Annotated in this window: 18 protein-coding genes; 4 read left to right on the top strand and 14 right to left on the bottom strand. The window is 67.6% G+C overall.

Translation table 11 applies throughout. From position 1 onward, the window contains the following. Positions 1–181 precede the first annotated feature (181 nt). The 7 genes from A9977_RS30270 to A9977_RS30240 all read right to left on the bottom strand — a co-directional run bounded on the left by A9977_RS30270 (position 182) and on the right by A9977_RS30240 (position 6,964). Positions 182–1,252 carry a flavodoxin family protein gene (locus A9977_RS30270; protein ID WP_183028510.1) on the bottom strand — a complete coding sequence of 357 codons (1,071 nt, stop codon included), beginning with the start codon at positions 1,250–1,252 and terminating at the stop codon, positions 182–184. A 77-nt stretch (positions 1,253–1,329) separates the two neighbouring features. Further along, positions 1,330–1,650, bottom strand: coding sequence for a thioredoxin family protein (locus A9977_RS30265; protein ID WP_183028509.1), 321 nt, complete (start codon positions 1,648–1,650; stop codon positions 1,330–1,332). A gap of 76 nt (positions 1,651–1,726) precedes the next feature. Next, the gene (locus A9977_RS30260) at positions 1,727–2,452 is read right to left on the bottom strand and encodes an aspartate/glutamate racemase family protein (RefSeq protein WP_183028508.1); all 726 of its coding nucleotides are present in this window, start codon (positions 2,450–2,452) and stop codon (positions 1,727–1,729) included. Between the two features lie 10 nt (positions 2,453–2,462). Continuing rightward, positions 2,463–3,356 carry an ABC transporter permease gene (locus A9977_RS30255; protein WP_183028507.1) on the bottom strand — a complete coding sequence of 298 codons (894 nt, stop codon included), beginning with the start codon at positions 3,354–3,356 and terminating at the stop codon, positions 2,463–2,465. A 145-nt stretch (positions 3,357–3,501) separates the two neighbouring features. Beyond that, on the bottom strand, positions 3,502–4,407 hold the full coding sequence (locus A9977_RS30250; RefSeq protein ID WP_183028506.1) for an ABC transporter permease: 906 nt from the start codon (positions 4,405–4,407) through the stop codon (positions 3,502–3,504). 138 nt (positions 4,408–4,545) lie between these two features. Beyond that, a complete protein-coding gene (locus tag A9977_RS30245; protein WP_183028505.1) occupies positions 4,546–5,826 on the bottom strand; it encodes a PotD/PotF family extracellular solute-binding protein in 1,281 nt (426 codons plus the stop codon). A gap of 25 nt (positions 5,827–5,851) precedes the next feature. Next, positions 5,852–6,964, bottom strand: a complete 1,113-nt coding sequence (locus tag A9977_RS30240) for an ABC transporter ATP-binding protein (RefSeq protein ID WP_183028504.1) — start codon at positions 6,962–6,964, stop codon at positions 5,852–5,854. Positions 6,965–7,138: 174 nt separating this feature from the next. On the opposite strand from A9977_RS30240, the gene A9977_RS30235 reads away from it, so the two are divergent. Next, positions 7,139–7,297 (top strand): hypothetical protein, encoded by a 159-nt coding sequence (locus A9977_RS30235; protein ID WP_183028503.1) that lies wholly within the window; start codon positions 7,139–7,141, stop codon positions 7,295–7,297. A 6-nt stretch (positions 7,298–7,303) separates the two neighbouring features. Here the strand turns inward: A9977_RS30235 and A9977_RS30230 are convergent, their stop codons facing one another. From A9977_RS30230 to A9977_RS30215, 3 genes are read right to left on the bottom strand one after another with little or no spacing between them, the layout of a single operon-like run. Continuing rightward, positions 7,304–8,587 carry a biosynthetic peptidoglycan transglycosylase gene (locus A9977_RS30230; RefSeq protein WP_183028502.1) on the bottom strand — a complete coding sequence of 428 codons (1,284 nt, stop codon included), beginning with the start codon at positions 8,585–8,587 and terminating at the stop codon, positions 7,304–7,306. A gap of 21 nt (positions 8,588–8,608) precedes the next feature. Further along, on the bottom strand, positions 8,609–10,045 hold the full coding sequence (xrtQ, locus tag A9977_RS34530) for an exosortase Q (RefSeq protein ID WP_259652216.1): 1,437 nt from the start codon (positions 10,043–10,045) through the stop codon (positions 8,609–8,611). A 14-nt stretch (positions 10,046–10,059) separates the two neighbouring features. After that, positions 10,060–12,126, bottom strand: coding sequence for a VIT and VWA domain-containing protein (locus tag A9977_RS30215; RefSeq protein ID WP_183028501.1), 2,067 nt, complete (start codon positions 12,124–12,126; stop codon positions 10,060–10,062). 218 nt (positions 12,127–12,344) lie between these two features. Here A9977_RS30215 and creD point away from each other — a divergent pair, with 218 nt between their 5' ends. Together creD and A9977_RS30205 are read left to right on the top strand one after the other, a co-directional pair. Beyond that, positions 12,345–13,886 carry a cell envelope integrity protein CreD gene (creD, locus tag A9977_RS30210; RefSeq protein ID WP_183028500.1) on the top strand — a complete coding sequence of 514 codons (1,542 nt, stop codon included), beginning with the start codon at positions 12,345–12,347 and terminating at the stop codon, positions 13,884–13,886. A 15-nt stretch (positions 13,887–13,901) separates the two neighbouring features. Continuing rightward, positions 13,902–16,277, top strand: coding sequence for a penicillin-binding protein 1A (locus tag A9977_RS30205; RefSeq protein WP_183028499.1), 2,376 nt, complete (start codon positions 13,902–13,904; stop codon positions 16,275–16,277). Between the two features lie 19 nt (positions 16,278–16,296). On the opposite strand, the gene creC is transcribed toward A9977_RS30205, so the two are convergent. Further along, positions 16,297–17,736, bottom strand: coding sequence for a two-component system sensor histidine kinase CreC (gene creC, locus A9977_RS30200; RefSeq protein WP_183028498.1), 1,440 nt, complete (start codon positions 17,734–17,736; stop codon positions 16,297–16,299). Between the two features lie 8 nt (positions 17,737–17,744). Then, positions 17,745–18,497, bottom strand: a complete 753-nt coding sequence (gene creB, locus A9977_RS30195; protein WP_183028497.1) for a two-component system response regulator CreB — start codon at positions 18,495–18,497, stop codon at positions 17,745–17,747. Between the two features lie 2,983 nt (positions 18,498–21,480). Here creB and A9977_RS30190 point away from each other — a divergent pair. After that, entirely contained in the window at positions 21,481–22,422 is a 942-nt protein-coding gene (locus tag A9977_RS30190; protein WP_183028496.1) for a YcjF family protein, read from the top strand. Between the two features lie 12 nt (positions 22,423–22,434). Here the strand turns inward: A9977_RS30190 and A9977_RS30185 are convergent, their stop codons facing one another. Next, on the bottom strand, positions 22,435–22,599 hold the full coding sequence (locus A9977_RS30185) for a hypothetical protein (protein ID WP_183028495.1): 165 nt from the start codon (positions 22,597–22,599) through the stop codon (positions 22,435–22,437). A gap of 3 nt (positions 22,600–22,602) precedes the next feature. Continuing rightward, positions 22,603–23,379: a cupin-like domain-containing protein gene (locus A9977_RS30180; protein ID WP_220812196.1), complete on the bottom strand. Its 777-nt coding sequence runs from the start codon at positions 23,377–23,379 to the stop codon at positions 22,603–22,605. Positions 23,380–23,518: the final 139 nt, after the last annotated feature.

Below are 23,518 nucleotides of genomic sequence, written 5' to 3'. Positions count from 1 at the left end.
AGGGTGAAGGCACCGGCCTGCCGATTCGTTGCCCCCGGAAGGGGGCTCGGTGCCTGTGTCCTGCCTGTCGCCTTGTCGGCAGCAGGTGAGAGGAAGTTTGGCCGCCGCGTGTATCGGTGCCTTGGCGCCCGCGTCAACGCTGCGTGAGCGTCGGTAAAGAAGCGTGAACCGCGACGCCCGGCTACTTGGTGCGCGCCGGCTTCAAGCCGCGGTCCGGCTGCACCAGCGTGCCCGCGCGCAGCGCCTGGACGCCGGCCGCCACGGCGCGCGCCACGTTGCGCACTTCCTCCTGCAGCTTCTCGTCGGCATCGAAGGTCTCATGGCTGGTGGCGTAGGGCTCGTAGTAGCCCAGGTAGCGGTCGAGCCGCGCCTTCGGGCCCGCGTCGATCAGCCCCATCCAGTCGAGCCAGTCGCTGAGGTTGCGGCGCAGGCTCTCGATGCCGGCCACGTCGCCGTGCACCACCACCCCGTAGACCCGGCCGTCGAGATGCTTGGGATAGTGCCAGCCCTTGAGCTCGATCTCCTTGGCCTCGGCCGCCTTCTTGCCGTGCGTGCTGCTGGGGTCGGGGTTGCCGCCGTCGGCGCAGACCAGCCGGTCGATCATCGACTTGAGCACGCTGGGCGCCTGGTACCAGTGGGTGGGCGTGAACAGGATCACGCCATGCGCCGACACCCATTGCTCGTAGATCTCGGCCATCCAGTCGCCGGTCTGGCGCAGCGAATGGTTGGGGTAGCAGCTGCAGGGCCAGTGGCACAGCGGCATCGCGGTCGAGACACAGCCCTTGCAGGGGTGGATGTGGCGGTCGTAGTCGGAGGTCAGCCGGCTCAGGTCGAGCACGTCGGCCTCGATGCCCGCGGCCGCGAACTCGGCCTGGGCGAGTTGCACCATGCGATGGGTCTTGGAGATCTCGCCGGGGCAGGTGCCGTCGTTGCGCGGCGAGCCGTTGACCAGCAGCACCCGCGTGGGCGTCGCGGCCTGGCCCCACGCTTCCTGCGCCTTGCGCAGCCGGCGGCTGGTTTCGAGCCACTCGACCGAGATCTCGTAGGTGGGATCCGCGAAACCCTCGCCGCCGGGCCGCGTGACCGGCGCCTTGCGGCCCTCGTCGTAGGCGTCCCAGGCGATGTCTTCCAGCCGTTTGAGCGCCTCCTGCTCGGCCCCGAAGGCCGGGTCCTGGAAGTCCTGCATGAAACGGTCATGGAACGCTTCGCGCGCGAGGGGGGCCGGCGCCTGGCCTTTGCGGATGTCTGTCATCCGCGCAATCTAGGAGTGCCGTCGTGCTGGCCACGCATCGCCGCGGCGCGAGATGCGGTAGGCGGATGCCGACAGCTTCAGGGCGCGAGCGCGGCCAGTGCCTGGTCGATGGCGGCCGGATCGGTGGGCCGCACCAGGCGCGCCACCTCCTGCCCGTCGCGCAGGAACACCAGCGTGGGCCAGAGCCTGACCTTGAAGGAGCGGCCCAGCGCCCGGCCGCTGCCATCCTCGACCTTGTGGTGCGCCAGGCCGGGATGGGCCTCGAAGGCGCGGTCCACCAGCGGCTGCGCGGCCTGGCAGTGGCCGCACCAGTTGGTGCCGAAGTCGATCACGGCGGCGCCCGGCAGGGCGTCGACCTGCGCGCGGGTCTGGGTCTCGGGGAGGTAGGGCTGGGTCATGGGGTCGTGCTCCGATCTGCCGTGATGGTGGCATGGCGGGCACGCCGGCGTCGTCAGCCGGGGCCAAAGCCCGCCGTCAGTCCAGGGCCGCGAGTTCCCACGAGACGTTCTGCCAGTCAACGCCGAAGCCGCTGCCGGCGGCCTCCTTGCGCTTGAGCGCCTCGACGGCCCACTGCGCACCGGCCTGCACGCTGTCGATCAGCGGCACCGGCACCTGCGACGCGATGTCCGCCGCCATGCCGGCCAGGCCGGCGCCGCCCAGGATCACGGCCTGCGCACCGAAGCGCTCGGCCGCCTGGCAGCAGGCCTCGGCCAGCAGGCGGCGCGCGCCCACCGGGTCGGCCGCGAGCTGCGCGCCTGTGGGCGCCACCGTGTGGATGCCGGCCAACGTCTGCGTGTGGCCCAGCGCATGGGCCAGGCGCGCCAGCATCGGGCGCCAGCGGTCGCCGCCGGTCACGATGGCGAAGCGGCCATGCCAGGCCGCGGCCGAGAACGCGGCCTCGGCCAGGCCGCCCACGGGCACGCCCGCGCCTTCGCGCAGCGCGAACAGGCCCGGGTCGCCGAAGCAGCCGATTAGCACCGCGTCGGGCCGGCCGTTCTTGGCCACCTCGGCGGCCCAGGCGTCGAGCACCGCATGGTTGGCGACCGCATAGCCGGCCTCGGAGGCGATGTAGGGCGCGCCGAAGCGGGCGGTGGTGGTCTGCACCGCCAACGCCTCGCCCGCGACGGCCTGCACATGCTGCTGCAGCAGCGCCGACACCGCGGCCGAGGTGTTGGGGTTGATCACGAGCAGTCGGGGCATCGGTCGGACCTCATCGGCGGGGGTGGAGGGAACGGCGACGCAGCAGCGCCACGCCGCCGAGCGCGATGGCCATCACGGCCAGCGAGACCAGCGTGGTGACCGTGCCCAGCGCATAGATCGCGGGCGTGGTCACGGTGGAGGTCAGCGCCTGCAGTTCGAGCGGCAGCGTGTTGACGTCGCCGATGGCCTGCGAGGTGCGCGCGATCTCGTCCCAGCTGAGCGTGAAGCCGAACATGCCCACGCCGACGATCGAGGGCCCGATCAACGGCAGCACCACGTGGCGGAAGGTCTGCCAGGGCGTGGCGCCGAGGTCGCGCGCGGCTTCCTCGTAGGCCGGATTGAAGCGGTTGAAGACCGCGAACATGATCAGCAGGCCGAAGGGCAGGGTCCAGGTCAGGTGCGCGCCGAGCGCCGACGTGAGCAGGCCCAGCGCAGTGCCGTAGTTCTCGAGGGTGGCCGTGGCATCCATCGCGGTGAGTGCATCCTTGATGCCCGTGTCGAGCAGCCGGAACTGTAGCCCGATGCCCAGCGACACGATGATCGACGGCATGATCAGGCTGGCCACGGTGATGAAGAACAGCAGGTTGCCGCCCGCGAGCTTCTTGCGGAAGGCCAGGCCGGCGAGCACCGACAGCGCCACGGTGAAGGCCATCACCACCGCGCCCAGCATCAGCGAACGGCGGAAGGCCGCGGCGATGTCGACCGTGCCGAGGCCTTCGGCCAGCTTGTGGAACCAGTGCAGCGACACCCCGCGCAAGGGAAAGGTCAGGCCGCCCTCGGGGCCCTGGAAGCTCAGCACGAAGATGGTGATCATCGGGCCGTAGAGGAACAGCACGAAGAGCGCGAACACGAAAGCCAGCGGCCAGAAGCCGGCGGCGCGCTTTTCGCCGATGCGCGTGCTCATGTGCGCCGTCCTGCGTTCGCGCGTGCCGAGGCGAGCGAAGCGCAGCCCGTTCGGGAGACACCGCGGAACCGGCTTTGCCGGGCCGCTGGTGTCGCCCCCTTGAGGGGGGAGGCGGCTACACGAAGTGAGCAAGTGACGGGGGTGGTCATAGTTCCTTTCGGATATCGACCAGCCGGGTCAGGCCCCAGATGATCATCAGCACCACGGCCAGCAGGATCATCGCGTTGGCCGCGGCCAGTGGGAACTGCAGGTAGGAGGTCTGCACCTGGATGATCTTGCCGATCGACGCGATCTGCTGGCCGCCCATCACGCCGATGGTGACGAAGTCGCCCATCACGATGGTGATCACGAAGATCGAGCCGATCAGGATGCCGGTGCGCGACAGCGGCACCACCACGTTCCACAGCGTCTGCCAGGCCGATGCGCCCGCGTCGCTCGCGGCTTCGAGCAGCGAGCGGTCGATGCGCATCATCGAGTTGAAGATCGGCACGATCATGAACATCGTGTAGAGGTGCACGAAAGCCAGCACCACCGAGAAGTCGGAGAACAGCAGCCACTCGACCGGCTGATTCACCAGGCCCAGGCCCATCAAGCCCTGGTTGACCAGCCCGTTGCGCCCCAGCAGCGGCACCCACGAGATCATGCGGATCACGTTGGAGGTCCAGAAGGGCACGGTGCAGAGCACGAACAACACCGTCTGCATGGTCGACGAGCGCACGTGGAAGGCCAGGAAGTAGGCCACCGCGAAGCCGATCAGCAGCGTGAGGCCCCAGACCAGCAGGCAGAACTTGAGCGTGCTGAGGTAGGTGCTCAGCGTGACGCAGAGGTCGCCGTTGTCGGTGAGCCGCGAGCAGCCTTCGAACAGGCTCAGGTAGTTGCGCAGCGTGATGGCCGGGATCAGTTCGTACTCGTTGAAGTTCCACAGGCTCACCATCGCCACCAGGGCCAGCGGGACCAGGAAGAACAGCAGGAACACCAGCGCGAAGGGCGCGGCCTGCCACCAGGCCTGGAGGGTGCGATCGGGAGATGCGGTTGCCGTCACGTGGGTCATGGTGTGGTGGTGTTTTTTCCTCCCCCGCTGGGGGAGGACCAGGGTGGGGGCAGCGGCGTATCCATCGTTCCGCGCGTTCTACCGCCCGGAGCCCTCACCCCCGCCCTCTCCCGGAGGGAGAGGGAGAAAGACGGGGCCTCAGGCCGCGACGAACTCGTTCCATTTCCGAACCATGTATTCGTTCTCGTCCATGACGGCGTTCCAGCACGCGATGCCGCCCATGCGCTGCTCGTAGCTGCCGCCGTCGCGCACCGCGCCGACCTTGGCGATCACGTCGCCGCCCGGGCTCTTGATGTCCTGCGTGGCGGGCTTTCCCTCCATCCAGTAGGCCCACTCGTAGGCCTCCATCTTGGCCTTGGCGGTCTCGAGCACCGCGCTGTAGTAGCCCTGGCGGTTGAGATAGGCGCCGGCCCAGCCGTCGAGGAACCAGTTGATGAATTCGTAGGCGCCGTCGAGCTTCCTGCCCTGCAGCGTGGCCGGCAGGCCGAAGCCCGAGGCCCAGGCACGGTAGCCCTCCTTGAGCGGCTGGAAGGCGCAATCGATGCCCTTGCTGCGCACGGCGGTCACGGCCGGCGACCACATCGACTGGATCACCACCTCGCCCGAGGCCATCAGGTTGACCGACTCGTTGAAGTCCTTCCACAGCGCACGGAACTGGCCGGCCTTCTTGGCCTCGATCAGGGTCTTGATCGTGAGGTCGATCTCGGCCTTGGTCATGTTGCCCTTGTCGGCGTACTTGTGGATGCCCTTGGCCTCCACCACCATCGCGGCGTCCATGATGCCGATCGAGGGGATGTTCAGGATCGCGGTCTTGCCCTTGAATTCCGGGTTGAGCAGCTCGGCCCACGAGGAGATCGGGCGCTTGATCAGGTCGGGGCGGATGCCCAGCGTGTCGGCGTTGTAGGTGGTCGGGATCAGCGACATGAACTGGGTGGGCGACTTGGCGAACACCTTGCTCTTCTCGCCCTCGAGGTAGATCACTTTGATCGGCGCCGTGCCCTGGTCGCCGACCTTCTTGCCCGCGACCTCGCCCTTGGTGAACAGCGAGGTGATCTTGTCGGCGTTCTTCACGCGCTTGCTGTCGATGCCCTTCAGGTTGCCGGTGGGCACGATCTTCTTCAGCGAGAAGTACTCGGTGTCGATCAGGTCGAAACTGTTGGGCGCGGTCACGGCGCGCTTGGTCACGTCGTCGGTGGTCACGGCCACGTACTGGATCTCGATGCCGGTGTCGGCCTTGAACTTCTCGGCGATGGCCTTGTCCTGGTTCACCGCGGTGCCCAGGTAGCGCAGCACGATCTTTTCCTGCGCATGGACGAAGGGCGCCATGCCCGCGGCCAGGATGCCGGCCAGGCCGGCGCCGCCCTGGATCAGGGTGCGGCGCTGCAGGCCGGGAAGGGAAGTGTCGAGGGGTTCGGTCATGGGAAGGTCTCCGGTGGCTGTGAATTCAGGCTGAAAAGGCGGCGATGGCCGCGGTGTCGTCGCGCAGGGCCGACGAGGGGGCGGGCGCCGGCGCGGCCGGGCGCTGGACGCCGAGCCCGAGCCCGAGCACGCGCTCGTCGGCCTCGGCCCAGGACAGGTGCACGCGCTCGCCCGGAGTCCAGGGGCGGGCCAGGAACGCGGCTTCGCCCAGCAGCACGGACACGGCCTGGCGCGCCTTCGCGACGCCTTCGAGCTCGAGCCCGATCAGCACGTAGGTGCCCTGGTACTCGACGTCGGTGATGCGGGCCGGCACGCCGGTGCCGCCCTCGGCGTCGGACGCGATCCGCATGTGGTCGTTGCGCACCGCGACCGCTCCGGCCGGCGTGTCGAACACGTTGTGGCCGCCCATGAAGCGCGCGACGAACTCGCTGGCCGGGTGGTTGTAGACCTGGTGCGGCGAGCCGACCTGCTCGATCAGGCCGTGGTTCATCACCACCATGGTGTCGGCCAGCGCCATCGCCTCTTCCTGCGAATGCGTGACGTGGATGAAGGTCAGGCCCAGCGTCTTCTGCCAGCGGCGCAGCTCGGCGCGCATCTGGATGCGCAGGAAGGGGTCAAGCGCCGACAGCGGCTCGTCGAGCAGCAGCACGCGCGGCTCGGTGATCAGCGCCCGCGCCAGCGCCACCCGCTGCTGCTGGCCGCCCGAGAGCTCGCCCGGCTTGCGTTCAGCCAGGTGGCCCATGGCCACGCGCTCGAGCAGGTCGGTGGCGCGGCGTCGGCGCTCGGCCTTGGCCACGCCCTTCATCTTGAGGCTGAAGGCCACGTTGTCCACCGCCGAGAGGTGCGGGAACAGCGCGAAGCTCTGGAACATCATGGCCGTGCCGCGCGCCGCGGCCGGCAGGTCGGTGATGTTGCGGTTGTCCAGCAGGATGTCGCCGCCCGAGACCGACTCGTGGCCCGCGATCATGCGCAGCGTGGTGCTCTTGCCGCAGCCCGAAGGCCCCAGCAGGCAGCAGTAGCTGCCGCTGGCGATGCGCAGGTCGATGCGGTCGACCGCGGCGGGCGTGCCGGCGGCGTAGCGCTTGGTCAGCGCGACGACCTCGATGGCGGCGGAAGAGACGGTGGCGACGGCATCCATGGAAGCCGCTTCGCAAGACATGTGCCACGCCGGCTGCACCACGATCGTGCATCGGTCGGCGCCCTCGTTAACATCGGCGCCTGCTGTTCGCTGCCCCTCTCCCCCTCCCTTCCTTCCTTCTTGCCGCGGCCCCGCCAAGGTTCGCCGCGACTTCCTTCACGCCTTCCCGAAACCATGGACCTTCAGACGACGATCGGACTCGGCCTGCTCACGCTCGTGGGCGCGGTCATCGCCATGGCCGGCACGCAGCGGGAGAACCGCGTGCCCTACGCGATCCACATCACGGTGGTCACGAGCCTGGCCTACATCGTCTCGAAGCTCGGTGGGAGTTGAGCGGCCTCAGGGCGGGGCCGCGAAGCGCGCCGCCGCCACACCCTTGAGCAGGGTGTCGCGCTGCGCGCGGCTGATGCCGCGGATGCCTTCGGCCACGCGCTTGAAACGCGCGGCATCGATGCTGCCGGTGCTCTGCCACTGCGCCAGTTCGGCCGAGGGCTTGTGCAGCATGGCCGCCAGCCAGGCCGCCTGCGCGGGTTCGAGCGTGCGCGCGCTGCGGTTGAAGTAGCGCTTGGCCGCGGCCTCGGCGCCGCACAGCGCGCCGCCCCAGGGCGCGTTGTCGAGGTAGAGCTGCAGGATGCGCGCCTTGCCCAGGGTCTGTTCCATCTCCACCGCATAGAGCAGCTCGCGCAACTTGCGCTCGCCGCTGCGCTCGCTGCCGGTGATCGCCAGCTTGGCCAGCTGCTGCGTGAGCGTGCTGCCGCCGCGCTCGATACCGCCGCGCTTCTGGTTGGCCGCCAGGGCTGCGCCCAGTTCCTCGAGATCGTAGCCCGGGTGGGTGAAGAAGCGCTGGTCTTCGGCCGAGATCACGGCGCGCGCCAGCCAGCTGTCCTTGGTCAGCTTCGCGCTGGGGCCGCAACTGCTGCGCGCGCCCAGCAGGGCTTCCGAGCCCAGGCCGTCGACGCTGAAGCCCGCGATGCGCGGCTGCAGCGCGAGCGCGCCCTCGGGCAGGCCCAGCTGGGCGCGCAGGCCCAGCGTGCCCGCGATGCGCGCCTGCTTGAGTTCGGGCAGCGTGGGCACCATCACCGCATACCAGCGGGCGATCGGGGCATCGTCGGCGTCCAGCGTGAGATGCAGCGCCTGCTGCGTGAGGCGGCCGTCCCAGCGGCCCTTGAGTGCGCCGGACATGGCGGGGTTGCCAGTCTCGGCGCCTTCGGCGCCCTCGGGCTGGGCTTCGAAGCGGCCGGCCAGCAGGTTACCGTCGCGCCGCACCGTGGCGAACAGCTTCGCCACCCGCACCGGTTGCGCGCCGAGGGCTGGCACGTTGACGCTGCAGGGCGCGCAATGCAGCTCGAGGTTCTGGCCGGCCTCGTTCCAGCCCAGCTGCAGCGTGCCGTGGTCGGTGGCGATCGAGCGGCCGGCCAGGTGCGGCGCGAACCAGCTCGAGGTGGCCAGCCGGATCGTGGTGGGCACGCCGACCTCGAAGCGCAGCGGCCCCAGCGCGATCGGCGCCGCCCATTCGCCGCTGGCCGGGGCCAGCACCAGCCGGACGATCAGCACCAGGGCGAAAAAGGCGGTCAGGCCCAGCGCCAGCAAACCCAGCAGCACGAAACGCAATGTTTTCTTCACATCAAATGACCCACGAAATCCTCACATCGGCCGCGCCACGGTCACGGCCTGCCAGGGACCGTGCGACTGACCACCGGCGGCCGCCCAGTACCAGGCTGAAGTGTCGGTGAAAGCACGCCCGTCGGCATCGACGATGCGCTCACAGACTCGCAGGGTTTGCCCATGCTTGCGCTGGGCCGCGAAGCAGCGCCAGAGCCGCTGCTGCGCATCCTGTTCCAGCCGCACCTGCTCCACACGGTAACCCAGCGCGCGGTAGCAGTCGACCGCCGGATGCAGCATGCGCGTCGGCGCCGTGACCTGGCGCAGCACGAACATCGATTCGCCGTCGGTGCGGCGCGCGATGGCGCCGGGAAATTGCTGTGCGAAACGGTGCTCGACCTCGCTCAGCGCCAGTGGCCGCAGCGGTGCGCCATCCCATTCGGCCGGCCATTCGTGGAAAGAACTCGACACCGTCGACGGGACCGCCGGCGCCTGCAGCGCCTGGGCCAGCGAGAACAGCGTGCACAGCCCCATCGCGGCGGCGAACAGGCTCTTGTGCGCGATGCGGTGCACGAAGCGGTTGGCCAGCCAGCGGTCGAGCCAGGGCAGGGCCGACAGGTTGGGTTGCGGGCCAGCCGCCGGCGCCGCCGATGGCCGCGCCATGGCCACGGCGATGCCGCCGCAGACGATGGCGAGCAGCAGCAGGCCCAGCGCCCCGTGTGCCCACGGCCCGAGCGGCTGGCCCGCGCCTTCGAAGGCCACCAGGATCGCGTTGCGCACGATGTTGCCGACCAGCACCAGCAAGCCCACCAGCGGCAGCCGCGTCAGGAAGCTGCGGTCGCTGCGGCGCGCCCACAGCGCGACGGCACAGGCCGTGAAGTAACCCAGCCACACCATCTGCACGCCCGAGCAGGGCGCATCGACGATCACCAGCCGGCCGTCGACCAGCAAGGTGCTGCCTTCGCGCGAGACGTCGAAGCCCGGCATCAGCAGCCAGCGGCTGGCCTCGGCGGTGAGCACGCGCAAGGGATAGCCGGCATAGAACTGCAGCGAGGACAAGAGCGGCAGCGCCAGCACCGCCAGGCCCGCCACCGGGGCTGCGGCCATGCGGCGCGGCAGGAAGGCCAACAGGCCGCAGGCCCAGGCCAGCACAGCGAGCAGGCCTGCGGCCAGCGGCGGCAGCACCGGATGCAGCACCGTGGCGGCCAGGGTGCCGAGCGAGGCACTCAGCAGCCAGCCCAGCCGCGGCGCGGCGCGCAGTTCGCGCCGCGCCTGCCAGACCAGCGCCACCAGCGCGGCGATCGCGAGCAGGCCCAGCGGATCGTCGGAGCCGTCGCGCATGCGCTCGGCCATCCAGGTCCAGGTCGGCCAGAGCGCCACGCCCTGCAGCGCCAGCCAGGCGGTGGCGGGCACGCGGTCGAGCCGGATGCCGCCGTCGATGAAGCGCGGATGGGTGGAGGCGATGGAAGCCAGCGACATCTCTGGACTCCTGGTCACGAGGTGAAGCGACGCGTGTCGTTGCGGCGCGCGCGGCGGCGCAGCATGGCCAGCATCGCGAGCACCACCGCCACTGCGCCCAGCATCTCGGGTTCGGGCGTGCTGGGCACTTCGGCGCCCAGGGCCTGGCCCACCGCGCTGTCTTCCACGCCCTTGGGCAGCGGCGAAGGCTGGTCGACGCCGGCCGCGTTCTGCGGCGCCGGGTTGCGCACCACCTTGTCCACCGCGATGAAGCTGGTGTACTGCGTGAGCAGGCTGTACTTCAGGCCCAGTTCGGTGATGCGCTTGGCGAAGGCGTCGCCGCCCTCGAGCGATTCCTGGTCGCTGAGCGCGGCGATGCGGTGGCGCGCCCACAAGGAACGCAGCGCGGCGGCGTTCTGCGGCGTGCGGCCGTCGATCTCGACCTCTTCACGGTAAGGGCCGCTGGCGCTCTGGCCTTCGATCACCACGCGGCCACGGGCCTCGCCGCGCCACTTGCCGAACACGATCACGGGACGCTCGCCCAGCACGTCGGGCAGCACCGTCGGTTCGACGTCGTACACGTCGAGGCCGCCGAAGGTGGCACGCACGTTGGTCAGCACCGGCGACTCGACCATGCGGCGGAAGCGCGCGGCCTGCTCGGGCGCCTGGATCGGGTCGGTGATGATGAAGGGCTCGCCCATGCCGGCACGGGCCAGGCCTTCCATCAGGTGACGGTTGACGGAGGAGCCGATGCCGAAGGCGAACAGGTTGGCCTTCGAGAGGTTGCGGCGCACGAGATCGAAGGCCTCGCGTTCGACGTCGACATAACCGTCGGTCACCACCACCACGGTGCGCGACACGTTGGGTGCCTTGGGTTCGGCATAGACCCGTTTGAGGGCCGGGATCAGCTCGGTGCTGCCGCTGCCGCTGTAGTTCTTGATCGTGGCCAGCGCCTGCTCGATGTTGGCGCGCGAGGCCGGCACCGACTTCGGCGACAGCATCTTGTTGCTGCCCGAGAACAGCATCACGTTGAAGGTGTCGCTGGGGCGCAGGCCGCCGATCAGGCGCTCGAGCACGGTCTTGGCGGTGTCGAGCGGAAAGCCGTGCATCGAGCCCGAGATGTCGACCACGAAGATGTAGTCGCGCGGCGAGATGGCGCTGGCCGCGACCGACTTGGGCGGCTCGACCATCGCGAGGAAGAAGTTCTCCGCGCCTTCGCCCTGGCCCTTGTAGAGCATCAGGCCCGATTCGATCTTCTCGCCGGCCAGCCGGTAGTCGAGCACGAAGTCGCGGTTCGAAGCGGATTCCAGCGTGGCGGTGAGCGCGACGTTCGCATGGCGGTCGGCATCGCTCTTCTTCACATCGATCGCATGCGTGGCCGAGCGCACTTCCTTCAGGCCCATGGGCGTGTCGAGCGCGACCTTGAGCTGGAAGCCCGCGTTCGAGGGCACGCCCGCATGCAGCACCGGCTGCGCCACGTTGCGCAGCGGCGAGCTTTCCGCTGCCGCCGGGCTGCGGTAGCGCGGCCCCACCACGGTCGGGAACACGAACTGGTAGTTGCCCGCGTTGGGCACCAGCAGTTCGGTGTAGCGCAGTTCGACCTTGACCTCGTCGTTGGGCAGGATGTTGGCCACGTTCATCTGGAACACGTTGGGCAGGTGCTGCTCGAGCAGCGCCGCGGTCTTGCCTTCCTTCTTGGCCGCGTCGTACTCGATGCGCGCCTGCTGCTTCTCGCGGATCTGCGCGGTGATCAGCCGATCGGCCAGGCGCACGTTGAGTCCGTTGACCGCAGCCTTGGTCGAGCCCGGGAACACGTAGCGCGCCTCGATCGCGCGCTGGCCTTCGTTGCGGTAGGTCTGCGTGACCGTCACGTCGGCGATCACGCCCGAGATCTTCACGTCGACCGCGGTGTTCTTCAGCGGCAGCTGGTCGACCGCCGGGTCGTCGCTCTTGACGAAGAAGTAGGGGCTCTCGGTCTTCTCACGCGGCGCGGCCTCCTGCGCATGCAATGGCTGCGCGGTGAGCGCCACGAAGGCGGTGGTGGCCAGGGCCAGAGTGCCGGCCCAGAGCCAGCGTCCGGGTCGCGAGGTGTGGTGTTGCATGGCGTCGTTCCTTCTTGGGTGCTTGCTTGCTGCTGCGTTTCCCCTTGGCGGGGCATGGGAAGGACTGTCGGACGCGCAGGGGAAGGCGGTGCGAAGGGACGGCGTGCTGTGTGAAGTCTGCGTGAAGTGCGTGTGCGCGGCGCCTTCATACGGCCTTCCAACGCCGAGGCGAGCATCGGCGCATCGCCACCATGGCCTCACCCCCAGGGGACAACAACATGCTCTTCCAGATGCTTCGCAACTCCATCCTCACCAAGGTGCTCGGGCTGATCGTGCTGACCTTGCTGCTGTGCATCCCGCTCAGCGAGATCGACACGCTCAACCGCGGCCGCGGCGAGAGCCAGCGCGAGGCCGCCGCGGAACTCGCGAGCACCTACACCGGCCCGCAGACCGTGATCGGCCCGGTGCTGGTGGTGCCCTACACCGAGCGCTGGAACGAACTGCAGCGCAACAGCAGCGGCAAGGCGATCGGCACCGTGCAGCGCAGCGCCCAGCGCGTGCACCTGGTGTTCCCCGACAAGCTGCACATCGAGGGCGCGCTGGCACCGCAGGAGCGCTACCGCGGCATCTTCAAGATCCCGTTCTACGCACTCGACGCCACGCTGAGCGGCGGCTTCGCGCCCTTCGAATCGCGCAAGGTGCAGCGCCTGGGGCCGGACACCAACCTGGAGTTCCGCACGCCCTATGTGGTGTTCAACCTGAGCGACCTGCGCGGCCTCGACGGCTCGCCCACGCTCACGATGCAGGGCGAGACCCTGCGCTTCGCGCAACGCATGCCCGGCCTGTCGGACCAGGCCTTCGGCGCCGGCATCCACGCACCGCTGGGCGGTGCCGCGCTCACGGCCTGGCTCGACGGAAAGACGCTGCCCTTCGAGATGAAGGTCGGCGTGGTCGGCCAAGAGACGCTGTCGCTGGTGCCCATCGCCGACGAGACCACCGCGCACCTGCAGTCGCCCTGGGCGCATCCGCGCTTCGGCGGCCGCTTCCTCGCGGCCGAACGCAGCATCGACGCCAAGGGCTTCGATGCACGCTGGCGCGTGTCTTCTCTGGTGAGTTCGGCGCGCGAGCAGGTGCGCGCGGGCTGGCTCGACGACCGTGCCACGGCCAGCGCTTCGGCGATCGACGTGGCGCGCGCCGCGCCGGCCCGCGGGGAGTCGGTGGCGGTCGAGGCCATGGCATCGACCACGCATGCCGCGCCGCCGGCCGGACCGCTGCAGACCTTCGACATCTCGCTGGCCCAGCCGCTCAACGTCTATGCGATGTCCACCCGCGCCGGCAAGTACGGCGCACTGTTCATCGGCCTGGTGCTGATGGCCGCCTTCATGGCCGAGCTGTTCGGCCGGCTGCGGCTGCACACGGTGCAGTACGGCCTGGTCGGCCTGTCGATCGCGCTGTTCTTCCTGCTGCTACTGGCCCTGTCCGAGAAGCTCGCCTTCGGCCTCGCGTATGCCGCCGCGGCGGGCGCGAGCGTCGCGCTGCTGGCCATCTACTTCAGTGCCGCGCTGGGCGGCTGGCGGCGCGGCGTGGGCTTCGGTGCCTATGTGGCAGTGCTCTACGCCGCGCTCTACGGCCTGCTGGCCTCGGAAAGCAACGCGCTGTTACTGGGCGCCCTGCTGACCTTCGGTATGCTGGCCGCCCTGATGCTTGCAACCCGCAAGGTCGACTGGTATGCGCTTTCGCGCAGCAATACCCAGGTACTCCCGGAAAGCCAGGAACCGATGCGCCCCGCGGCGACTCCGACCGAGCCGACCCCGCGCTGATCTCCCGAACTCCCGATGGCTTCTCTCCCTTCTCCCACTCCCTCCGATCGCGCGGCCCGGCGCCGCCGCACGCTGCGCATCGGCGCCATCGCCAGCGCAGCGGCCGTCGTGGTGCTGCTCGCCGCGGGCGGCATCGCCTGGCGCACCATCGACGCGAAGCTGCCCGACGTCTCGGCGCTGGCCGACTACCAACCCAAGCTTCCGCTGCGGGTGTACACGGCCGACGGCCAGCTGATCGGCGAGTTCGGCGAAGAGCGGCGCCAGCTGGTGCCCATCGACGCCGTGCCCAAGGTGCTCAAGGACGCGGTGCTGGCGGTCGAGGATGCGCGCTTCTACGAGCACGGCGGCATCGACGCCAAGGGCATTGCGCGCGCACTGCTGTCGAACCTGCGCCATGGCACGCGCCAGGGCGCATCGACCATCACGCAGCAGGTCGCGCGCAACGTCTACCTGAGCTCGGAGCAGACCTATTCGCGCAAGGTCTCCGAGGCGCTGCTGGCCCTGCGGCTGGAGCGGCAACTGAGCAAGGACCAGATCCTCGAGATCTACCTGAACCAGATCTACCTGGGCCAGCGTTCCTACGGCTTCGCCGCCGCGTCGGAGGCCTACTTCGGCAAGCCGCTGAAGGACATCACGATCGCCCAGGCCGCGATGCTCGCGGGCCTGCCGAAGGCACCGCGCAGCGCCAACCCGATGAGCAACCCGCGCCGCGCGCGCACGCGCCAGCTGCACGTGCTCGCCCGCATGCAGGAGACCGGTGCGATCACGGCGGCGCAGGCCACCGAGGCCGCGGCCGAGCCGCTGCAGTTGCGCGACGCGGCCGACCCGCGGCAACTGCACGCCGAGTACGTGGCCGAGTCGGTGCGGCGCACACTGTTCGCGCAGTACGGCGACAGCACCTACACGCGCGGGCTCAAGGCCTACACCACGCTGGTCGCGACCGACCAGACGGCCGCCTACCGTTCGCTGCGCAAGGGCATCCTCGACTACGAACGGCGCCAGCCCTACCGCGGCCCCGAGGCCTTCGTCGAACTGCCCACCGAAACCGACGCGCTCGACGATGCGGTGGAAGACGCATTGGCCGACCATCCCGACAACGGCGACGTGATCGCCGCCGTGGTGCTGTCGGCCAGCGCGAAGAACCTGGTCGCGGTGCGCGCCAACGGCGACCTGCTGACCCTGTCGGGCGAAGGCCTGCAGCCCGCGCGCGCCGCGCTGTCGGAGAAGGCACCAGCCACGTTGCGGCTGCGCCGCGGCGCGGTGATCCGTGTCGCGAAGAACGCCAAGGACGATTGGGAGATCGTGCAGCTGCCCGAGGTCGAAGGCGCCTTCGTCGCGCTCGACCCGCGCAACGGCGCGGTCAAGGCGCTGGTGGGCGGCTTCGACTTCGGCAAGAGCAAGTTCGACCACGTGACGCAGGCCTGGCGCCAGCCGGGCTCGAGCTTCAAGCCCTTCATCTATTCGGCCGCGCTGGAAAAGGGCTTCACGCCCACCACCGTGGTGAACGACGCGCCGATGGCCTTCGATGCCGCGGCCAACGGCGGCCAGGCCTGGGAGCCGAAGAACTTCGAAGGCACCTTCGAAGGACCGATGAGCCTGCGCAGTGCGTTGATGGCGTCCAAGAACATGGTGACCCTGCGCGTGATGCAGTCCATCAGTCCCAGCTACGCGCAGGACTGGGTCACGCGCTTCGGCTTCGAGCGCGAGAAGCAGCCGGCCAACCTGCCGATGGCGCTGGGCGCGGGCTCGGTCACGCCGATGCAGATGGCCGCGGCCTATGCGGTGTTCGCCAACGGCGGCTACCGTGTGAGCCCGCAGCTCATCACGCGCGTGACCGATGCACGCGACCGCGTGCTGACCGAGAACGCGCCGCCGGTGCTCGACGAGTCGATGCGCGCCATCCCGGCGCGCAACGCCTTCGTGATGAACACGCTGCTCAACAGCGTGATGAAGGGCGGCACCGGCAGCAAGGCCTGGCAGGCGCTGCGCCGCGACGACCTCTACGGCAAGACCGGCACCACCAACGATTCGCTCGACACCTGGTTCGCCGGCTTCCAGCCAGGCCTGGTGGGCGTGGCCTGGATCGGCTACGACATGCCGCGCCGCCTGGGCGTGCGCGGCGAGACCGGCGGCAGCCTGAGCCTGCCGGTGTGGACCGGCTTCATGAAGACCGCGCTGCAGGGCACGCCGGTGGTCGAAGCGACCGCGCCCGAGGGCCTGGTGCAGATCGACGGCAACTGGTACTTCGACGACTTCACGCCCGGCCACAGCGTGGCCACGTTGGGCATGGAAGACGGCGACACGCCGCCGGCCGAAACGCTCACCGGTGCGCCGATCGGCACGCCGCCATCGAACGAGGAACGCAAGAGCATCCTCGACATGTTCCGCTAGCGTTCTCTGCCGCGCGGCTTCAGTGCCCTGAACTCAGCGGCAGCGTCAGCACCGCCAGCGCGCCGCCGCCCTTGGCATTGGCCAGTTCGATGCGTCCGCGGTGCAGCGCCGCGATCTCCTTGACGAAGGCCAGGCCCAGGCCGGTGCTCTTCTTCTGGCCGTTGGGGCGGGCCAGCGAATAGAACTTCTCGAACACCTTGTCGCGCGCGTAGTCCGGAATGCCCGGGCCATGGTCGCGCACGGCGATGCGCGCCTGCTTCGCATCGGCCTCGAGGCTCAGCAGCACCGCGCTGCCGGCCGGCGAGAAATCGATCGCGTTGTCGAGCAGGTTGCTCACCGCGCGCCGCAGCAGGAAGGGATCGCCTTCGGTCAGCGGCGTGGCGCGCAGGTCGAGCGCCACGCGCACGCCGCGCGCCGAAGCCGCGCCCTGCGCGCTGGCGGCGAGTTCGTCGAGCAGCGTGGCCAGCGCGACCGGCTGGGTGCGCTCGAGCACCCGGCGCGTTTCCAGCGCGGTGAGCTCCATCATGCGGTCCACGATCTCCTGGATGCGCTGGGTTTCGCGCTCGATGTTGGCCAGGAAGTGTTCGCGCTCGTGCTGCGGCATCGACGGCTCCTGCAGCAGTTCGGCCGCACCGCGGATCGCCGACAGCGGGCTCTTCACTTCATGCGTGAAGGTCTGCACGTAGTCGGCCACGTAGTTGCGGCCGGTGAGCGCGTCGCGCATCTCGCCGAAGCCGCCGCGCAGCGCGTCGAGCGCGCGCCGGGCCATGCGGGTCATGCTCAGGCTCTTCTGCGCGCGCGTCCAGCGCACGTAGTCGGAGATCAGCCCGAAGGGCCGCACCAGCCAGACCGACACGATGATCGCCAGCACCAGCAGCGCGAAGGCCGAGCCGACGCCGACCCACAGCGTGCGTGCCCGCGCGTCCTCAACGAACTGGCCGAAGCTCTGCACCGGCTTGCCGACGCTGACCATGCCAACGATCTCGTTGTTCCAGCGGATCGGCGCGCCCGCGTACATCACCGAGGTGCGCGGATCGACCTCGACGTCGCGCGAGGTGCGCGCGCCGTAGACGCCGGCCAGCGCACGGCTGACGTCGATCCAGCGCGAATAGTCGGCGCCGGTGGCGCGGCCCAGCGAATCGAAGAGCACGCGGCCGTTGCGGTCGGTCACGTAGACGCGCAGTTCGACGCGGTTCTTGTGCAGGTTGTAGATCTGGGCCGAGAACTGGCGCGCATAGACCGAACGGAACAACGGCTCGAGCCGCGCGGTGTTGATGGCGCCGGCGATCACATCCTGCTCGATCAGGCTGGCCATGAACTGCGAGGTGTCGACCAGCGACTCCTCGGCCGATTCGCGGTAGCGCGGGTCGATGTCGCCGACCACGCGGTAGAGCAGGAAGGCGATGCCCGCGGCGTAGATCAGGAGGATGCCGAGGAAGATCCGGCTGCGTCGGCTCATGCGCAGGCTCAAGGCGTTGCCGGCAGTTCTTCGTTCAGCGCATAGCCGGTGCCGCGCAGGGTGCGGATCGGCTCGACCTCGGGCGCGATCGCCTTGAGCTTGGCGCGCAGGGTCTTGATGTGGGCGTCGACCGTGCGGTCGAAGCTGTCGCCCGGGTCGTCCCAGACCATTTCCAGCAGCTCGTCGCGCGTGTAGACGCGGCCTGGCCGCTGCACGAACAGGCAGAGCAGGCCGTATTCGTAGCGCGACAGCTCCAGCGCCCGGCCGTAGTAGCGGATCTGGCGCCGCTCGCCATCGAGCAGGAAGGGCTGTGGCGCGCTGGAGGCCATGGGGGCAGGGGGGGCTGCGGACGGGCTGACAACGGCCCTTGCGCTGCGCCTGAGTACCGTTCTGACCCGGGCCACGAGTTCCCTGGGCGAAAAAGGCTTCGCAATGTAGTCGTCGGCCCCCAGTTCCAGGCCGACCACCCGGTCGATCTCGTCGCTGCGGGCGGTCAGGAAGATCATCGGCACGGCCGCGCCGCCGGGCAATGCCTGCAGGCGCTTGAAGAGCTCGAAGCCGTTGAGGTCGGGCAGACCCACGTCCAGGATGGCCAGTGCCGGGGCTTCACGGCTGAACTGCGCGATCGCTTCCTGCGCCGTCGGGCACCAGACGGGCGAGAACCCGTCGCTGCGCAGCACGTACTGCAGCGTGTCGGCGATGCCGGGCTCGTCTTCCGCGATCAGGATCCGGGAGTTGAAGGCGAGTGACGGGGCGTTCATGCCGGGAATGGTAGCGACGCGGCGCGGGTCGCCCGCTGCGGAATGATTTTTTTCGAAGCAAGTTGGCCCTTGTCTTCTCTTTTATTTCTTACATTCAAATTAGTAGTAGTAGATAAGGGTCGCACCCGGCTGTGGACAGGCCCATATTTTCGTGATGTGACAAGGACTTGTGGTCCCGCGAAGCATGTGCGCAGCGCAGCGCTCGCGCTGTCGCGCCGCAGGGAACAACTTGGGCCACGGCCTGCGCGCTGTGAACAACTGCGGTTTCCCTTCGGAATTCTCCCCAGACTTGTCCTTTGACAAGGGCTGAAAAAGCTGTGAAAGGGGTCCTGCGCGACAAGACATCCACTGCTCAAGCGTTGAGCACTTTGTTGTTTTTCCTTTGAAAACAAGCACTTGCAGCGCTCTTACAAGAAAGCACCTGAGTTGTTCACAGAGTTGTCCAGTGTTTGTGGGGAGAAAACACGGGTTGGCGGGTCCGCGCGCGGCGAAGTCGGCGCGTTCTGAGCACTTTTTAGCGGTCGGCGTGCATTGGTCTCCGGTTTATGACCCTGTAGGGCGCCGAGTTCGCTCGCCGACGGCGGCGGTTGCCGCGATGGGCGAGCGAACCGGAGGCCGACCCAGCCGATCCGCGCGAAAGTGGGGACGCCTTCGACGTTTTTTTCGCGCTCTCTATCTCTAATTTCTCTTATTTAAATTAGCAGTAGTAGTAGAGGAAGCGCCAGTTCTGTGGACAGCCCCTTCTTTTCGTTCTCCGACAAGGACTTGCGATGCGTCTAAGCATGTGCGCAGCCCTGCTTCGGCGCTGTGCCGCGCAAGGGAACAACTTCGTTCGCCGCGTCGCGGCTGTGGACAACTGTTCTCTTGTGCCGGATTTTTCCCCAGAGTTATCCTTTGACAAGGCCGAAAATTCTGCTGAATTCGCCGCCTGGAGGCCACGGCATCCACTGCTCAATTCTTGAGCATTCTGTTGTTTCTCCTTTTAAAACAACGACTTGGAAACTCTCTACAGAGGAATGCGTGAGTTGTTCACAGCGTTACCCAGTTTTTGTGGGGAGAACGCTGCCTTCTTCGGCACCACCGCGGCGGCTTCATGAAGCTGTGGGTACCTTTGGCGGAGGTGGGCGGCGAAAGCAGAAAAACCCAAAAAAAATCGAAGGGAACGTTATCCCATCGCCTTGTCGCATTCGGACGGCCCGGATCGGGGTGTCTGCAAAGAAGAGATGAGGGCGCGGCCGGGCCCATGTTTCCGTTTCATGACAAGGACTTGGGAGAGCTCGGCGCAGGCGCGGAATCCCATGTCGACGCGGCCTCGGGTCCCACGCCGCGGAGGCCGGCTGTGGACAACTGGAGGGCTTATGCCGGAGTTCTCCACAGCGTTGTCCTTTGACAGGCTTCGGGGATTCTGGGAAAGCGCTTTTCGGCCCAAAGACATCCACTGCCATAAATTTAAGCAGGCTAAGGATTCCTCTTTAAAAACAACGACTTGCAAAACCCTTACAAAGCAGTGCTTGAGTTATGAACAAAGTTATCCAGTGTTTGTGGGGAGAAACGCTGTTTTTGCGGATGTTCTGTGCATCGCTGCCCGTGGCAGGCCATGCCAGTCACGGGCGGGCAGGCCCGCGTGTGGCGGCGTGAGTACCTGGCTGCGCTCGGGCGCCTCGAGCGGTGTCGGACGACCGCTGGTCGCCCCTGAGAGGCCCGGCAACCGTGTTCGGCAGGCGTACGAAGCGCCATGTCCGCGAAACGATCTCGTACCGGCCGGTGCTCGCAGCGTCGACGAAGCGTAGGGGCGCATTCCGACCGCCCCGGTCAGGCGCTGGCCTGGCGGATGGGGACTGCAGGCCGCGCTTGGCGCAATCGATGATTTTTTGCAGCCGAATTTCGCTCGGTTCCTATCTTTTATTTCTTCTATTCAAATTAGTAGTAGTAGATAAGGAATGCGGCCTTCTGTGGACAGGCCCCGATTCTTCTTTCGCGACAGGGACTTGGCGCAGCCCTATGCATGTGCGCAGCCCTGCTTCCGGGGTGTCTCGCGCACGGGAACAACTTCAGTCCCAGCCTGCCTTCTGTGGATAACTCATGGCTTGTGCCTGTTTTTTCCACAGAGTTGTACTTTGACAGCCGCTGGGCAATCTGAGAAAGGGCTATTTCTCGGCAAATCATCCACTGCTCCAAAATTGAGCAATCTAGAGAATCTCTTTCAAAAACAACCACTTGCAATGCTTTTACAAGACAGTGCGCGAGTTATGCACAGACTTGCCCCACATTTGTGGGGAGAAGGCGAAGTTTGGCCGCGTCTTGCGGATAACTTTCGCGCGCGGTCTGCGCGTTCACGCTGTGAGGACCGCCGGCCCCTGGAACTTGGTGGCGCTTGCAGGTCTGCGAGGAAGGAGGGGAAGGCGCTGCGGTTCGGGCCTGCTCCCATGTGGAACGCTGGTGCTTCAGCGATCGAAGGAGCCGGCATGAAGCCCAAGGCATTTTTTTCCGCCCAGACACGCCTTTTTCTTCTTCTTTCTTTCATCCCGCGTCGCCGCCGCGTAAGAGGCTTCGGCCTCCGCTGTGGAAAGCCTTCTTTTTTCCTGCTGCGATAGGCACTTGCAGTGCCTGAATGCATGTGTGCAGCGGGGCGTCGACGCCGTTTCGATGAAGGCGCGGGCCGGGCCGCAGGCATCGGCACCTGGACGAACAGGCGGGTTGTGCCGGAATTATCCCCAGGGTTGTCCTTTGACAGAGGCCAAAAATTCTGGAAAAGCGGTACTTGCAGAAAAAGACATCCACTGATGAATTCTTGAGCAGTCTGTTGTTTTCTCTTTAAAAACAAGGACTTGCAGCGCTCTTACAAGAAAGAACCTCAGTTATTCACAGAGTTACCCAAGATTTGTGGGGAGAAAGCGTGCAACGCAGGCCTTCGGCCTCAGCATCGATGTTCCGGCGCCGAAAGGCGGCTGACCGTCTTCATTCAGATTCCAAGGAACGTACCGTGAACCCGTCCGAAACCCGCGCCATCGTCACCCTCAGCCTGCTCGCTGCCTTTGTCGATGGCGACAAGCACGCGCGGGAGCGCGACGAGATCAAGCGCATCGCCGAGGGCCTGTCGCAGGCCGATGGGCTGCATCTGCCCACGCTCTACCAGGACGTGCTGATGAAGCGCGTGTCGCTGCCCGACGTGAGCGCGGCATTGCTCAGCCCCGAATCGCGGCAGCTCGGCTACGAGATGGCGGTCTGCGTCTGCGATGCGGATGGCGCGCAATCGGACGCGGAGCGTGCCTTCCTCGCCGACGTGCGCACCTCGCTCGGGCTGGATGCCGGGCAGGCCACGCAATTCACCGCCCAGGCCGAAGCCCTGGCCACGGCGTCGGTCACTTCGGCCGCGCCGGCATCGACGCCGGCGGTCGCTTCGACGGTCGACCAGGCCGAGCTCGACCAGGCGATCCTGAATGCCGCCATCCTCAACGGCGCGCTCGAACTGCTGCCCGAGACGCTCTCGACCATGGCGATCATTCCCTTGCAGATGAAGCTGGTCTATCGCATCGGGCAGGCGCACGGCTATGCGCTCGACAGCGGCCATGTGAAGGATTTCATCGCCACGGTGGGCGTAGGCCTGACCTCGCAGTACCTGGAGCAGGCGGGTCGCAAGTTGCTGGGCGGCCTGCTCGGCAAGATGGGGGGCGGCCTGCTGCGCGGCGTGGGCAAGCAGGCCGTGAGTTCGGGCATGAGCTTCGCCACGACCTACGCGCTGGGCCACGTCGCCAAGCGCTACTACGCGGGCGGCCGCACGCTGTCGACGCAGATGCTCAAGGACGCGTATGCCAGCGTCACGAAGGAAGGACAGGGCCTGCAGGCGCGCTACCTCCCGGCCATCCAGGAGAAGGCGCGCACCCTCGACCCCACGCAGATTCTTTCGATGGTGCGCGGCGCCTGACCCGCCCCCGCCTCAGTTCGTCGGCCGGCGCAGGTGGATCTGCCGGCGCGAAGGCTCGGGCGCGACGGCCGCGGAGATGGGCGCCAGCCGCTCCGGAAAGACCAGGGTGCGGGCCAGGGCCGGCCGCTCGACCTGCAGCCGTTCCAGCGCATCGAGCAAGGCGCCGAGTCCGCGCATCCATTAACGCTTGAGGCGGGACTTGATGTCCGGATGGGTGGCCGGTGTGCCATAGGCGTCGGCGCTCAGGCCCTGCCAATGCATGCCGTCGAGCATGTTGGTGCAGACCGAGATCGAGACCGACAGCGCCCGGGCGGCGTGCCACCAGCCGGTCGGCACGAAGACCATGTCGCCCGGTTTCAGCACCGTGCGGTACTGGACCGCCTGCGCCAGCAGCGGAAAGCGTTCCAGGTCCTGCAGCGCGGGATCGTCGACCGAGGACTGGTTGGGCCTGTCGGGCAGGGGGTAGAGCTTCGGCCCGTCCTCCGGCGCGTACATGATGAATTCCTTGTCGCCGTAGATCTCGGTGATGGCGGCATGCGCGGCTTCGCCGTCGTAGTGCATCACCGGAAATTTGCTGCCCACGCCGCCGACCAGCAGCTTCAGGTAGCCATCGGGCCGTTGCCAGCGCGAGGGCATGAGCGGGCTCGCGTAGCGGCGCGGGAAGGCGTAGGGGTTCTGCGGGATCAGGTCGGGCAGCAGCTCCGGCAGCACCTCGTGCAGGAAGGAGCGGTGCATGTACGGGCCCGGTGCGTCGGCGCTCGAGGCGATCACGCGGTCGATGAATTCGTCGAAGGGCAGGGTCTCGTCGTAGGCGATCGGCATCGGCTTGCTGCCGAAACGCTGCTGGAAGTGGGCGGGCGTCCACTGGCGCATGGCAGCCCATTGCTTCCCGACGTCGGAGATCACCACGGGCCGGTTGGGCCGCATGTAACGTTCGAGGAATTGCTCGTAACTCAAGTCATCCGCATCGATCTTCTCGATCGGACGCCAAGCCGCGGCCACGCGGGACGGAGCCACAGGGGTGGCGGAAGAACCGTTGTGTGCCATGGCAGCTGTTGTAAGTTTTAGTACTTAAATACTAGAAACAAGGACTGCC

Source organism: Variovorax sp. UMC13, assembly GCF_014170375.1.
Classification (GTDB): domain Bacteria; phylum Pseudomonadota; class Gammaproteobacteria; order Burkholderiales; family Burkholderiaceae_C; genus Variovorax.
The sequence above is the reverse complement of the archived record's forward strand: the minus strand, read 5'-3'. Positions and strand labels throughout refer to the sequence as shown.